This window comes from Salmonella sp. 32010601201800023SM (assembly GCF_017572235.1).
In the GTDB taxonomy this organism is placed as follows: domain Bacteria; phylum Pseudomonadota; class Gammaproteobacteria; order Enterobacterales; family Enterobacteriaceae; genus Salmonella; species Salmonella enterica.
Map to the genome: position 1 here is coordinate 890,775 of NZ_JAGEQS010000001.1, position 14,674 is coordinate 905,448.

At 49.6% G+C, this 14,674-nt stretch carries 12 protein-coding genes and 1 other RNA gene; 8 read left to right on the forward strand and 5 right to left on the reverse strand.

The window, feature by feature from the left end; translation table 11 throughout:
* Positions 1 to 2: 2 nt before the first annotated feature.
* Both sufB and sufA read right to left on the reverse strand, forming a co-directional pair.
* The gene (gene sufB / locus J4617_RS04500) at positions 3 to 1,490 is read right to left on the reverse strand and encodes a Fe-S cluster assembly protein SufB (protein ID WP_000089383.1); all 1,488 of its coding nucleotides are present in this window, start codon (positions 1,488 to 1,490) and stop codon (positions 3 to 5) included.
* 8 nt (positions 1,491 to 1,498) lie between these two features.
* The gene (gene sufA / locus J4617_RS04505; protein ID WP_000418970.1) at positions 1,499 to 1,867 is read right to left on the reverse strand and encodes a Fe-S cluster assembly scaffold SufA; all 369 of its coding nucleotides are present in this window, start codon (positions 1,865 to 1,867) and stop codon (positions 1,499 to 1,501) included.
* Positions 1,868 to 2,293: 426 nt separating this feature from the next.
* Here sufA and J4617_RS04510 point away from each other — a divergent pair, with 426 nt between their 5' ends.
* Positions 2,294 to 3,640 carry an L-cystine transporter gene (locus J4617_RS04510; RefSeq protein ID WP_017465449.1) on the forward strand — a complete coding sequence of 449 codons (1,347 nt, stop codon included), beginning with the start codon at positions 2,294 to 2,296 and terminating at the stop codon, positions 3,638 to 3,640.
* A 286-nt stretch (positions 3,641 to 3,926) separates the two neighbouring features.
* Here J4617_RS04510 and J4617_RS04515 read toward each other — a convergent pair whose 3' ends face one another.
* From J4617_RS04515 to J4617_RS04525, 3 genes are all read right to left on the reverse strand, one after another.
* Positions 3,927 to 4,115 carry a YdiH family protein gene (locus tag J4617_RS04515; protein WP_001537749.1) on the reverse strand — a complete coding sequence of 63 codons (189 nt, stop codon included), beginning with the start codon at positions 4,113 to 4,115 and terminating at the stop codon, positions 3,927 to 3,929.
* Positions 4,116 to 4,213: 98 nt separating this feature from the next.
* Positions 4,214 to 4,624 (reverse strand): 1,4-dihydroxy-2-naphthoyl-CoA hydrolase, encoded by a 411-nt coding sequence (menI, locus tag J4617_RS04520; RefSeq protein ID WP_000637926.1) that lies wholly within the window; start codon positions 4,622 to 4,624, stop codon positions 4,214 to 4,216.
* The gene (locus J4617_RS04525; protein WP_017465448.1) at positions 4,621 to 7,677 is read right to left on the reverse strand and encodes an FAD-binding and (Fe-S)-binding domain-containing protein; all 3,057 of its coding nucleotides are present in this window, start codon (positions 7,675 to 7,677) and stop codon (positions 4,621 to 4,623) included. The genes menI and J4617_RS04525 overlap by 4 nt, the downstream gene beginning before the upstream one ends.
* Positions 7,678 to 7,941: 264 nt before the next feature.
* Here J4617_RS04525 and ydiK point away from each other — a divergent pair, with 264 nt between their 5' ends.
* The 7 genes from ydiK to aroD all read left to right on the forward strand — a co-directional run bounded on the left by ydiK (position 7,942) and on the right by aroD (position 14,563).
* Positions 7,942 to 9,060 (forward strand): AI-2E family transporter YdiK, encoded by a 1,119-nt coding sequence (ydiK, locus tag J4617_RS04530; protein WP_000248615.1) that lies wholly within the window; start codon positions 7,942 to 7,944, stop codon positions 9,058 to 9,060.
* A 182-nt stretch (positions 9,061 to 9,242) separates the two neighbouring features.
* An RNA gene (gene rprA, locus J4617_RS04535) (antisense sRNA RprA) lies at positions 9,243 to 9,350 on the forward strand.
* 166 nt (positions 9,351 to 9,516) lie between these two features.
* Positions 9,517 to 9,876: a YdiL family protein gene (locus J4617_RS04540; protein WP_000980455.1), complete on the forward strand. Its 360-nt coding sequence runs from the start codon at positions 9,517 to 9,519 to the stop codon at positions 9,874 to 9,876.
* Between the two features lie 140 nt (positions 9,877 to 10,016).
* Positions 10,017 to 11,228, forward strand: coding sequence for an MFS transporter (locus tag J4617_RS04545; RefSeq protein WP_000797669.1), 1,212 nt, complete (start codon positions 10,017 to 10,019; stop codon positions 11,226 to 11,228).
* A gap of 363 nt (positions 11,229 to 11,591) precedes the next feature.
* On the forward strand, positions 11,592 to 12,827 hold the full coding sequence (locus tag J4617_RS04550) for an MFS transporter (RefSeq protein ID WP_000081211.1): 1,236 nt from the start codon (positions 11,592 to 11,594) through the stop codon (positions 12,825 to 12,827).
* 66 nt (positions 12,828 to 12,893) lie between these two features.
* Positions 12,894 to 13,760, forward strand: a complete 867-nt coding sequence (ydiB, locus tag J4617_RS04555; protein WP_000383488.1) for a quinate/shikimate dehydrogenase — start codon at positions 12,894 to 12,896, stop codon at positions 13,758 to 13,760.
* 44 nt (positions 13,761 to 13,804) lie between these two features.
* Positions 13,805 to 14,563: a type I 3-dehydroquinate dehydratase gene (aroD, locus tag J4617_RS04560; RefSeq protein WP_017465447.1), complete on the forward strand. Its 759-nt coding sequence runs from the start codon at positions 13,805 to 13,807 to the stop codon at positions 14,561 to 14,563.
* The last annotated feature ends 111 nt before the right edge of the window (positions 14,564 to 14,674 follow it).

Consider the following 14,674-nt stretch of genomic DNA (forward strand, 5'->3'; position numbering starts at 1 on the left):
CATTAACCGACGCTGTGCTCAAGGCTAATCGCCAGCAGTTTTTGCGCTTCAACGGCAAACTCCAGCGGCAGTTCCGAGAAAACGTCTTTGCAGAAACCGTTGACGATCATCGAAATAGCGTCTTCTTCGCTGATGCCGCGTTGCAGACAATAGAAAAGCTGATCTTCACCGATGCGTGATGTTGTCGCCTCGTGCTCCAGCTGCGCGCTGTTATTGCGGCATTCAACATACGGGAACGTATGCGCGCCGCAGTCCGCGCCAATCAACATGGAGTCGCATTGGGTGAAATTTCGGGCGTTGGTTGCCGTCGGCATAATTTTTACCAGCCCACGGTAGCTGTTCTGGCTGTGGCCGGCGGAAATGCCTTTTGAGATAATGGTTGAGCGCGTGTTTTTACCGATATGGATCATTTTGGTGCCGGTGTCAGCCTGCTGATGTCCACTGGTCAGCGCAACGGAATAGAACTCGCCGATAGAATTATCACCGCGCAGGATACAGCTCGGGTATTTCCAGGTAATCGCCGAACCGGTTTCCGACTGGGTCCACGACATCTTGCTGTTTTCCCCTTCGCACAACGCCCGCTTGGTCACAAAGTTCAGAATGCCGCCCGTGTTGTTGTCGCCCGGGAACCAGTTTTGTACGGTGGAATATTTTACTTCAGCATCTTTATGGATGATGACTTCCACTACCGCGGCGTGGAGCTGATAACTGTCGCGTACGGGCGCGGAGCAGCCTTCGATATAACTCACATAGCTGCCTTCATCCGCCACCAGAATCGTGCGCTCAAACTGACCGGTTTTCTCGGCGTTAATGCGAAAATAGGTGGATAACTCCATTGGGCAACGCACGCCTTTGGGAACATAGATAAATGTCCCATCGGAAGCGACTGCCGCATTCAGCGCGGCAAAAAAGTTATCGTTCCCCGGCACGACGGTGCCAAGATATTTCCTGACCAGGTCAGGGTGATCGTGTATCGCTTCGCCAAAAGAACAGAAAATAATGCCCTGTTCCGCCAGTTTTTCACGGTATGTGGTCGCTACGGAGACCGAGTCAAAAATCGCATCGACGGCGACCTCTTTCCCTTCGCGAACCGGAACGCCAAGTTGCTCGAAGGCGTCTTCAACCTCTTTACTCAAAAAGGTATTCGCGCCCGTTTGCTGTACGGCTCCCGGCTGGGAAACGCAGCTATCGTCGCAGTTTCCGCATGATGGCGCAGAGTAATAGCTGTAGTCCTGATAGTTCAGTTTATCGTAGTGCGCCTTCAGCCAGTGCGGTTCATCCATGTCCAGCCAGGCTCTATAGGCATTGAGACGAAATTCCAGCATCCACTCAGGTTCGTTACGCTTTGCGGAAATCGCGCGCACCACCTCTTCGCTAATGCCTTTTGCCAGTTCATCAGTGGGTAGTTGCGTGAAAAATCCTTCTTTGTAATTAAGGCGTCCGCCTGTCCAGATGCCGACCTCTTCCGTTGCTTCAGTGTTACGAGACATAGTACCGCCTATACCCCAAAACTTTCGCCGCAGCCGCATTCATTCTGGGCTTTGGGGTTATGAAATTTAAATAACTGGTTCAGCCCTTCCTGTACGTAATCCACTTCTGTTCCGTCAATAAAAGGCATCGCCTGTAACGGTGCGAAAAGCTTTGCGCCTTCGGCTTCAAAAACCAGATCGTCTTTATCCGGCTCCCGAACGGTATCCAGAACATAGCCAAATCCGGCACATCCCGTCTGTTTTACGCTTAACCGCACGCCCAACATGCCCGGCTGCTTTTCTGCCAGCTCACGTATGTGCGCTGCCGCCGCTGGCGTTAGCGTCAGCCCTTGCCAGGGGAAGTCCTCCGGGTTAAACGTGTCTGAATGCAATTCCATAGAGTTACCTCGCGTTCTAAATCACCAGGATATAACAGCATGTTAGTGATAATGATTATCACTTCAACCCCTTAACCGCAGGGGCTTTCCAACAAATGGTCATATTGAGCGCCTTTTATTAAGCATAGACCCTGTCCGCCAGGTCATACGACAGACAAAAAACAACTTAACTTTTTGATAAGTAATGGTTTATAAGATATTAACCGTTCTGACAGGTCAAAAACGAAAAGATGTATAGAAAATGACTATTTAATTAATAGGCTGTCGACATTGCCGGGCGGCGAGGTCAGAACCCCATTTTTTGTATGGATACCTGGCGTTGCGCTCTTTATAATCCGCTGCGGTTCTATAACTCAGTTTGAGCTATAGGTTTATGTAAACTCTTTCCGGCATTTCAGGTGCTGAATGAGGCAAGAGGCTTAAAATATGGTTGTTACGCTCGCGTATATCGCACTTTTTTTGGTTTTCTCGTGGGTCATCTTGAGAATTAATCAAAAAAGCGATTCCCTGTCGAAAAGCGTTTTTATCGCTATCTTTTTAGGGGCTGTTATTGGTTTATCCCTGCATTTTATTTCAGCAAATCACACTAAAACTATTATCGAATGGTACAGCATCGTCGGCAATGGTTACGTCCACCTGCTAAAACTGGTCGCTATACCGCTAATTTTTATTTCTATTCTTTCCGCCATCAATAAACTGGAAAATAGCGCCGGCATCGGAAAAATGTCGCTGACGATCGTCGGATGCATGTTATGCCTGGTGATGGTTGCCGGTTTTATCGGATTACTGACCGCTCATGTGCTGGGGCTTGACGCCAGCCCTTTTGTGCACATGCCGTCAATGTTAACTACGGAAGAAGTCAATAAGACTGCCGCGGTGTCGATTCCCCAGTTAGTGACATCGCTGATTCCGACTAATATTTTTCTTGATCTTACGGGAGCCAGAAGTGTTTCCGTTATCGGCATCGTTATCTTCACGCTAATAGCGGGGATCGCTCTGTTAAAGGTCAAAAAAGAGGCGCCGGAAGAAGGTCAGAAATTAAGCGCAGGCATTAACGCTATTCAGATCTGGGTCATGAAGATGGTACGTATCGTTATTGCATTAACGCCCTATGGCGTCATGGCATTAATGACTACCGTATTTTCATCATACCGCCTTGAACAATTCGCCAGCTTACTTGGTTTTATCGGCGCCTGTTACATCGCGATTTTTATGATGTTTATCGTGCATGCCATCTTGCTGATCCTCAGCGGTAATAATCCAGCGCGTTATTTCAGAATGGTCTGGCCCGTCTTAACCTTTGCGTTTGTCTCCCGTAGCAGCGCAGCCTCTATCCCGCTGGCCATTTCCGCCCAGGAAAAATTTGGCGTACAAAGCACTATTGCCAATATTTCCGCCTCGTTTGGCTCCAGTATGGGGCAAAATGGCTGCGCCGGGATTTATCCGGCTATTATGGTAGCGATGATTGCGCCCACCATCGGCATTGATCCGCTCTCGCTGCATTTTCTGGCCGCGATGTTGCCTGCCATTGCGCTAGGGTCTATTGGCGTAGCCGGCGTCGGCGGCGGCGGTACGTTCGCGGCGCTGATTGTCCTGTCGACGTTGAATTTTCCCGTTGCGCTGGTCGGTATTTTTATTGCCATCGAACCTATCGTTGATATGGCCCGCACGGCTCTGAACGTTAACGGATCGATGATGTCAGGTGTGCTGGCTAACCGTATTTTGAATAATCATACGGCTGACGACATGCCAGCGGTTATTGACAGACCTTAGTTTTTACGCGCCCGGAAAAGAAAAACCCTTAAGTCTGTTCAATACAGGCTTAAGGGTTCCGGCCCCATCCGGCGCTTATCTCCGGCACTCTTAATGGCTTAGCTCTTGAAGGGGCATAAGAATAATCTCATAAAGAGAGCGCGCCTTTTTAGCACAAATGGCGATCTGTATTTTTTTTAAACAAAATCAAGAGGATTATCTATTATCTGGGGACAGGGTCTGGTGAGATTGCCTGGTAACATAGCCGGATGGCGGCTAACGCCTTATCCGGCCTACACAGACTTTATTAATGCACGCCCAACCGCCAGGCGAAATAGATCTCTTCTTTCAGTTCGGTTGCTGAGAGGGTGAGGAGATCGGCAAACTCTAACTCCAGCTGTTTTAAACGCTTCAAATACTGCGCGGGAGAAAGTTCGGTTTTATCACGGCGTAAAAATTCAATCGCCAGTTGGGTTGGGTCTAAATCAGTAGACATATCATCCTCGCTTATGTGTAAACGTGCACAGTATATCACCTTTTTCTGCGCACATTTTGACCAAAAGCAATATGCATCACACTTTTATGGTGACAACGTCACACAATCGCCGTAGTAAGGCGCGAAGAACAGCACAGACGTCCCTGTTCATCAAAGATCTCTATCTGCCAGACCTGATGGCGAGCCCCGGTATGCAACGCTTTACAGACGCCTCGTACGCGCCCCTGACGCGCCGACCGTACATGGTTGGCATTCACCTCCAGCCCCACCACCTTTTGCTCCCCCTGCGTACACAGATAGCCTGCGACCGAGCCGATACTTTCCGCCAGCACCACAGACGCTCCGCCATGCAGCAAGCCGAACGGCTGTTTGGTGCGATGATCGACGGGCATTGTCGCTTCCAGCGTATCGTCCCCAATATGCTCAAAGCGGATATCAAGCAGGCCAACCATATTCCCTTCCCCCATCGCATTAAGCGCATCGAGGGTCACTTCACGTTTCCAGATCAACCTATAATCTCCAGTAATGCCTGCAACGGGTGACGCACGCCCGTACCTTCAATGCGTTTAACCTGGCTTCGGCAGGAATAGCCGGTTGCCAGGCAACGGTTTCGCGGTAGACGTTGCATCGCCTGATGCCAGGATAGCTCATAAATTCCCAGCGAATTTTTATGATTGGTGAGTTCATGTCCATAAGTGCCCGCCATACCGCAGCAGCCTACGCTGACATTTTCCAGCTTCGCGCCAAAATGGGCAAAGATGGCGGCCCACTGCGCAGGCGCGCCGGGTAAAGCCGTGACTTCCGTACAATGACCAAAAAAGTACCACGGTTCGCCGCTCACCTCGACGGACAGTCTTGCATTTATTTCCTGCACCAGCCATTCATTCACCAGCAACACATGAAAATCGCCGCGCTGTTCGCCCAGCGCCAGTTTGTATTCGTCGCGATAACACAGAACCAGCGCCGGATCGACGCCCACCATCGGCATCCCCAACGCAGCGATCCGATTAAGGAACTCAGAGGTTTTTTTCGCCGTTTTCGCAAAGCGATTAAGAAAACCTTTAATATGCTGCGCCTTACCATTCGGCGAGAACGGTAACAATACCGGCCTCCTGCCCAGTTTTTCCGCCAGGCGGATAAAGTCCGCTACGACCCGAGCGTCGTAGTAGCTGGTAAACGGGTCCTGAACCACCAGTACCGTTTTCGCTTTTTGCTCGGCGCTCATGCGCTCCAGTTGCTCAAGCGTCATATTGGCAGACGGATGGCCCACCAGTTGCTGTTGCAATGAAGGGGCAGAAAGCAGAGGTAAATCCACCATACCGATATGTTTTTTCGCCAGATTGCGAACCATCGGTTGGTTAATAAAAAAGTTAAAGGTCTTTGGCGCACGCGCCATCAGCGGCGCGTAGGTCTCGACCGTCGCCACCAGATGATCGCGTACCGGACGCAGATAACGCGTATGGTAAAGCTGTAAGAAACGTGAACGAAACTCCGGAACATCGATTTTAATCGGACACTGGGTCGTACAGGCTTTACACGCCAGACAGCCGGACATGGCCTCTTTAACTTCATGGGAAAAGTCATACTCGCCTTTGCGTTTGTGCCAACTATTCCGGGTGCGGGCAATCAGCGTGCGTAAGCTGGCGCGTTTTTCCGGCAACTCCTTTTCCAGCTTCAGCGGATCGACGCCGCGATCGGCCAATAGACGGAGCCATTCCCGTACCAGCGTCGCCCGCCCTTTCGGCGAGTGGATCCGGTTAAGGCTAATTTTCATCGACGGGCACATCGGGCTTTTCGCATCGAAATTAAAGCACAGGCCGTTACCATTACACTCCATAGCGCCGCGCCAGGTCTGCCGTACCGCCAGCGGGATTTGCCGATCCCAGGTGCCGCGTTTTACCGCATCCACCTTCATCATCGGCGCCTCTATCCCTTGCGGCGGACAGATTTTACCCGGGTTAAGTCGATTATGCGGATCAAAAGCCGCTTTTATTTTGCGCAGCTCGCCATACAGGACTTCGCCGAAAAAGGCCGGGCTGTATTCCGCACGGAAACCTTTTCCATGCTCGCCCCACAACAGCCCACCGTATCTGGCGGTCAGCGCGACGACCTCATCGGAGATCTGTTTCATCAACAGTTCCTGCTGCGGATCGCACATATCCAGCGCCGGACGCACATGCAGCACCCCGGCATCCACGTGGCCGAACATGCCGTAACTTAAGCCATGACCATCCAGCAGAGCGCGAAATTCGGCGATGTAATCGGCCAGATGTTCAGGCGGCACGCAGGTATCTTCCGCGAAAGGAATCGGTTTGGCAGCGCCTTTCGCATTACCCAGCAGCCCTACCGCTTTTTTACGCATCGCGTAAATACGCTCAATACCCGTCAAATCGGTACAAAGTTGCCAGCCGATCACGCCCGCTTCCGCACGTGCCATCAGGCCATCCAGCCGGTGGCACAGCGCCTCGACCTGTCCGTCAATAAGCGCTTCATCGTCACCCGCGAATTCCACGATATTCAGGCCAAGCATTTCTTTATCCGGCACATCGGTAATCAATTCGCTAACGGAGTGCCAGACAATATCTTCCCGCGCGAGGTTAAGGACTTTGGAATCGACCGTCTCGACGGATAAGGCGCGCGCATCAACCATAAAAGGGGCGTTACGCAGCGCGGAATCAAAGGAGTCGTATTTTACATTTACCAGACGGCGGACTTTGGGTATCGGGGTAATATCCAGCCGGGCTTCAGTAATAAACGCCAGCGTCCCTTCCGACCCCGTTAAGATGCGGGTAAGATCGAAGCGGGTCATGTCATCGTTAAAGACGTGGCGTAAATCGTAGCCTGTCAGGAAACGATTGAGCTTTGGAAAGCTATCGAGGATAAGTTGACGGTTTTCCAGGCAGGACTGATAGACGGTCTGATAGATGCGGCCTGGCATCGTCGTGTTTTCACCCAGCGTCCGGGCAAGCTCTACGGGCATCGATTGCGTGTCAAGGATATCGCCCCCCAACAATACGGCCCGTATGCCTAAGACGTGATCTGACGTTTTTCCATAGACCAGCGAACCCTGACCGGAGGCATCGGTATTAATCATACCGCCAAGCGTGGCGCGATTACTGGTGGAAAGTTCCGGCGCAAAAAAATAGCCATACGGCTTTAACGCTTGATTAAGCTGATCTTTTATCACTCCCGCCTCTACCCGCACCCATCCCTCTTCAGGATTAATTTCAATAATGCGGTTCATATAGCGGGACATATCAACAATAATGCCCTGGTTTAGCGCCTGGCCATTCGTGCCAGTACCGCCGCCTCGAGGGGTAAATATCAGCGACGTAAAGCGCGGCTCCGCCGCCAGACGGGCAAGAAGCGCGACATCCGCCGTAGAACGGGGAAACACAACAGCATCGGGAAGAAGCTGGTAGATACTGTTATCGGTCGACATTGTCAGACGGTCGGCATAGCTGGTTGCCGTATCGCCCGTAAACCCTTGCTGCTCCAGCGCCTGCAAAAAATTGAGCACCAGCTGAACGACGCCGGGTGCCTGAGAAATTTGTGGAATCATTATACTGACCTTTTCCTGCGGTCTATGTTGTGAACGGTGGCACCCAACCCGGCGAGCGCGAGCGGTCTACGCACAGGAAGGGATGCTTAATCGTTTGCGTGTTGCGTTATTTGTTGTATCACATTTTTTTCCGGTGCGCCCAACAGAATTACATGCAGAATCGGCCTGTTAAAAACCGCTGAAATTGCTCATCATTATAGGGTGTGGTTTGCATGTTCACGTCGCGCCAACGTTCTGGCGCAAAGACAAAGGTGAAAAGTATTTATGGTAAATGTTCGTCAGCCCAGGGATATTGCGCAAGTGCTGCTATCGGTGCTGTTTTTAGCCATCATGATTGTGGCCTGTTTGTGGATAGTACAGCCTTTTATTTTGGGGTTTGCATGGGCAGGTACGATTGTTATCGCGACCTGGCCCGTTTTGCTGAAATTACAAAAAATATTGTGGGGCCGCCGCTCGCTTGCCGTACTGGTCATGACGCTGCTGTTAGTGCTGCTCTTCGTTATTCCCGTCGCCTTGCTGGTGAACAGCATTGTCGATGGTAGCGGCCCGCTCATCCATGCAGTGACCGGCGGCGATATGACACTACCCGATCTGGCATGGTTAAATAATATTCCGTTGGTTGGCGCCAAACTGTATGCCGGATGGCATAGCCTGCTGGATATGGGCGGTAGCGCTATTATGGCGAAAGTGCGGCCTTATATCGGCACAACCACGACCTGGTTTGTCGGTCAGGCGGCGCATATCGGACGCTTTATGATGCACTGCGCCCTGATGCTGTTGTTTAGCGCCCTGCTTTACTGGCGCGGCGAACAAGTGGCGATGGGAATACGTCATTTTGCCTGTCGTCTCGCGGCTAAACGCGGCGATGCGGCGGTTCTGCTGGCTGCCCAGGCGATCCGCGCCGTGGCGCTTGGCGTGGTGGTCACCGCGCTGGTACAGGCGGTACTTGGCGGCGTCGGGCTGGCGATTTCCGGCGTGCCTTACGCTACCCTGTTGACGGTAGTGATGATCCTTTCGTGTCTGGTTCAGTTGGGGCCGTTGCCGGTATTGATTCCAGCCATTATCTGGCTTTACTGGACAGGCGACACCACCTGGGGCACCGTGCTGCTGGTTTGGAGCGCCGTCGTCGGCACTCTGGATAACGTGATTCGCCCGGTACTCATCCGCATGGGCGCCGATTTACCGCTGCTTCTGATCCTTTCCGGGGTAATCGGCGGCCTGATTGCATTCGGTATGATTGGTCTGTTTATTGGACCGGTGCTTCTGGCCGTGACCTGGCGTTTGTTCTCCGCATGGGTACATGAAGTTCCGGCGCCGACGAATGAACCAGAGGAGATCCTTGAAGAGCTGGATGATATCGAGGAAGCCAACAAGCAGTCATAATCCCGTCGGGCGGCATTGCCGCCCGATGCTTTAGCGACGTTTATCAATTCAACGCACACTCCATTTTGATTCGCCCGTCTGTTCCCCGCCGCATCTCATTTCTGTCGCAAATCCGTTACAGTTTTTAAACTATTGAGACGAATCTGATCGACGCAAAAAGTGCTCATGCCTACTATTAGCACACGGTTATAAATCAACACATTGATTTATAAGCATGGAAATCCCCTGAGTGAAACAACGAATTGCTGTGTGTAGTCTTTGCCCGTCTCCTACGATGGGCTTTTTTTTAACTTTTTTCGCCGCATTGTTACATAAGCCAGCTCCCGTTTCCCTTCAACACCGCGATATCTGCAACGAACAAATAATATTGCACAAAATAGTGTGATTCTGTTCAAGTCGAAACGGTGTCGGTGGTGCTATTTATAGCATCACTTTTTTCATATAAAAGCCTAAAAAATGATGAACGCGTTAGAACTACAAGCACTACGGCGTATTTTTGATATGACGATTGAAGAATGCACAATCTATATCACCCAGGATAATAATTCGGCAACCTGGCAACGATGGGAAGCTGGCGACACTCCCATCTCTCCAGAAATCATTGCCAGGCTGAAGGAAATGAAAGCCAGGAGACAGCGACGAATTAACGCCATTGTTGACAAAATAAATAACCGCATCGGCAATAATACAATGCGTTACTTCCCTGATTTATCTTCTTTTCAGTCCATTTATACAGAGGGTGATTTTATCGAGTGGAAAATTTATCAATCTGTTGCTGCCGAACTTTTCGCACATGATCTGGAGCGGCTGTGTTAGACGTAAACTTTATCGCCGCATCGTATTGATACCGGATAGAAAACCACACAATCACGACATTGACTTGTCACCCTATCCAATATGCTTCCTGCCTGTGTATACCACTGTAATGTTCAGGCGGCATCTCTGAGTCAGATAATATGAAAAATCGTTATTTCCCTACCGCTGTAGGGTTGTATTTTAATTACTTTGTACATGGCATGGGGGTTATCCTGATGAGCCTGAACATGTCATCGCTTGAACAGCAATGGCATACCAGTGCCGCAGGCGTATCTATTGTGATCTCTTCGCTTGGTATTGGCCGGCTAAGCGTTTTGTTAATCGCCGGTATGCTTTCCGATCGCTTTGGTCGCCGTCCTTTTATCATTCTGGGGACCGCCTGTTACCTGATTTTTTTCATTGGCATTCTTTATGCTCAGACGATTTTTGTCGCTTATGCCTGTGGCTTTTTAGCGGGTATGGCCAACAGTTTTTTGGATGCAGGTACCTATCCCAGTTTGATGGAAGCCTTCCCTCGCTCCCCCAGTACGGCAAATATTCTGATCAAAGCATTTGTCTCTGGCGGGCAATTCTTGTTGCCCATTATTATCAGTTTATTAGTCTGGGCTAATATGTGGTTTGGCTGGTCCTTCCTGCTTGCCGGGGCGATCATGCTTATTAATGCTCTGTTTTTATTACGCTGTCCTTTTCCACCCTATCCTGGTCGGATATTGAAGCCCAAAATCTCGCAAGCGCCTGTCACAGGCGTACATCATTGCTCCCTCATCGATCTTATCAGCTACACCCTTTATGGTTATATCTCGATGGCAACCTTTTATCTTATCAGCCAGTGGCTGGCGCAGTATGGACAGTTCGTCGCAGGAATGTCGTATACCCAATCCATCAAACTGTTAAGTATTTATACCTGCGGCTCGCTACTGTGCGTTTTTATAACCGCCCCGCTGGTCAGAAAAACAATTCGCTCTACCACATTATTGATGTTTTATACCTTTATCTCTTTTATTGCGCTTCTGACGGTCTGCCTGCATCCTCAGGCCTATGTTGTTATGATCTTCGCATTCGTCATTGGATTCTCTTCCGCCGGTGGCGTAGTACAAATCGGCCTGACGCTGATGGCGGCCCGTTTTCCACAGGAGAAAGGTAAAGCGACCGGCATTTATTACAGCGCCGGCAGTATCGCGACGTTCACTATTCCGTTGATCACAGCGCGGATTTCAGAAATGAGCATTGCACATATTATGTGGTTTGATACCGGTATCGCCGCAGCGGGATTTCTTCTCGCGCTGTTCATCGGTTACCGAAGTCGGGCTGAATCACAACATCACGCTGAAGCAGCGTCAACTGCACAATAAATGTTAGCGTGCCAGTTGCAATATTATTGCCTTGCTATGCAAAATAAAACGTTAGCCATTATCACCGGGAAACAAAAAATGTAATTTTCGTGTTAATTATTATTCATTATCTTCACACTTATCAGAAAAATTGCGATGAGCATCACGAGTTATATGTATTAAACAACAAATACGCAGCAATTTTTATATTTCCTGGCTAACAAATGAAATGCTATCAATGCAATAAACCTGGCATTTTAAACGCCATGTTATGTACATATAACGACAGTACCGACTTATAGTGTTACTGAACAATCGCTGCATGTAGTAAAGCAGTAATAAGCAGGACATTGAATCAAACCATCAGCAAGGAGCTGTGAACAAATGTCTCAGAACAAGGCTCGCAACATGCCATATTTGCTGGCTGTTATCTGCATTTATTTTAGTTACTTTCTCCACGGCATGAGTGTTATTACACTAGCCCAGAACATGACCTCCCTTGCACAGAAATTCTCCACGGATAGTGCCGGTATCGCCTATTTAATCTCTGGCATTGGTCTTGGCCGTCTGGTCAGTATTTTATTCTTTGGCGTACTGTCCGATAAATTTGGCCGTCGGGCAATAATACTGCTTGGCGCCGTACTATATATGCTGTTTTTCTTCGGTATTCCCGCCAGTCCTAATCTGATGATCGCTTTCATATTAGCGGTGTGTGTCGGCGTGGCGAACTCCGCGCTGGATACCGGCGGATACCCTGCATTAATGGAGTGTTTTCCCAAAGCATCGGGCTCGGCAGTTATTCTGGTTAAAGCGATGGTCTCTTTTGGGCAAATGATTTATCCCCTTATTGTCAGCGCCTTGTTAGTCAACCATATCTGGTACGGCTACGCGGTGGTAATCCCCGGTATCCTTTTCGTCCTCATCACGTTGATGCTGTTGAAAAGCCGTTTTCCCAGCCAACTTGTCGATGCCAGTATTGCGAAAGAATTACCCCAGATGAACAGTACTCCCCTCGTCTGGCTGGAAGGCGTAGCTTCCGTTTTATTTGGCGTCGCCGCGTTCTCAACCTTCTATGTGATTGTGGTCTGGATGCCTAAATATGCGATGGCCTTCGCCGGAATGGCGGAATCCGACGCGCTGAAAACCATCTCTTATTACAGTATGGGATCGTTGGTTTGCGTGTTTATTTTTGCCGCATTGCTGAAAAAAATGGTTCGCCCCATCTGGGCCAATGTTTTCAATGCCGGGCTGGCGACACTCACCGCTGCGGCAATTTACCTGTATCCCTCTCCACTGATCTGTAATGCTGGCGCCTTCGTGATTGGTTTTTCCGCTGCTGGAGGTATTTTACAATTAGGTGTATCGGTAATGTCGGAATTTTTCCCTAAGAGTAAAGCTAAAGTCACCAGTATATATATGATGATGGGGGGCGTAGCTAACTTTCTTATCCCACTGATTACCGGTTATCTCTCTACTATTGGCCTGCAATATATCATTTTGTTAGATTTTGCCTTTGCACTACTGACATTTATCACCGCCATTATTGTATTTATTCGCTATTATCGCGTATTTAAGATCCCGCAAAACGATGTCCGATTTGGCGAGCGTTATTTCCAGTAAAAATGTTAACGATGCGCAACAGGCATGCGCCCTGCTCTGCACTGTCCACTTATTAAGGAGTATAAAATGGATGTTACCGCAAAATATGAATTAATTGGTCTTATGGCGTATCCTATCCGTCATAGCTTATCGCCCGAAATGCAAAACAAAGCGTTAGAAAAAGCGGGGCTACCGTATACCTATATGGCTTTCGAAGTGGATAACACGACGTTTGCCAGCGCCATTGAAGGACTGAAAGCATTAAAAATGCGCGGTACGGGCGTTTCCATGCCAAACAAACAGCTCGCGTGTGAGTATGTCGATGAATTAACGCCAGCAGCAAAACTGGTTGGCGCTATCAACACCATTGTTAACGATGACGGCTATCTACGCGGCTACAATACGGATGGTACGGGCCATATTCGGGCAATTAAAGAAAGCGGTTTCGATATTCGAGGAAAAACCATGGTGCTGCTCGGCGCGGGAGGCGCGGCTACCGCCATTGGCGCCCAGGCAGCCATTGAAGGCATTAAGGAAATTAAACTGTTTAACCGTAAAGATGACTTTTTCGAAAAAGCGGTTGCCTTTGCGAAGCGGGTGAATGAAAACACCGATTGCGTCGTTACCGTCACCGATCTTGCCGATCAGCACGCTTTTACTGAAGCGCTTGCCAGCGCAGATATTCTGACGAACGGCACCAAAGTTGGCATGAAACCATTGGAGAACGAATCCCTGATCGGCGATGTTTCCCTGCTCCGCCCTGAATTGCTGGTCACCGAATGTGTTTATAATCCGCATATGACAAAGTTATTGCAGCAGGCGCAACAAGCTGGTTGCAAAACAATTGATGGTTACGGCATGTTGTTATGGCAAGGAGCCGAACAGTTTGAACTGTGGACAGGAAAAGCATTTCCATTGGACTATGTGAAGCAGGTGATGGGATTCACAGCCTGACCGGTAAAATTATAATTGCGACGAATGACAATGAAGGGTACCAAATGAAAACCGTAACTGTAAGAGATCTCGTGGTTGGCGAAGGCGCGCCAAAGATCATTGTGTCGCTAATGGGAAAAACCATTACCGATGTGAAATCGGAAGCACTCGCCTACCGTGAAGCGGATTTCGATATTCTGGAGTGGCGCGTTGACCATTTTGCCAACGTGACGACGGGAGAAAGCGTACTTGAGGCCGCCGGCGCCATCCGGGAGATTATTACCGATAAACCCTTGCTATTTACCTTCCGCAGCGCGAAAGAAGGCGGCGAACAGGCGCTAACCACCGGACAGTATATCGCTCTGAATCGTGCAGCGGTTGACAGCGGTCTGGTCGATATGATCGATCTTGAGCTTTTTACCGGCGACGATGAGGTGAAAGCCACCGTCGGCTATGCTCATCAACACAATGTTGCGGTGATCATGTCTAACCATGATTTTCATAAAACGCCCGCAGCGGAAGAGATTGTTCAGCGTCTGCGTAAAATGCAGGAACTGGGCGCCGATATTCCGAAGATCGCCGTCATGCCGCAGACTAAAGCCGATGTCCTGACCTTACTTACCGCCACTGTAGAAATGCAGGAGCGCTATGCGGATCGTCCGATTATTACCATGTCGATGTCGAAAACCGGGGTAATATCTCGTCTTGCCGGCGAAGTGTTCGGTTCTGCAGCAACGTTTGGCGCGGTGAAAAAAGCATCTGCGCCGGGACAAATATCGGTAGCCGATCTGCGTACCGTATTAACTATATTGCACCAGGCGTAATACTTTATCGTGTGGCGGAATATTCTCTTTCTGCCACAATAAAATAAATAGTTATCTGATATGAATATGTTCCATATTCATTGAAAGCCGCTGTCTTTATTACCTTAACAC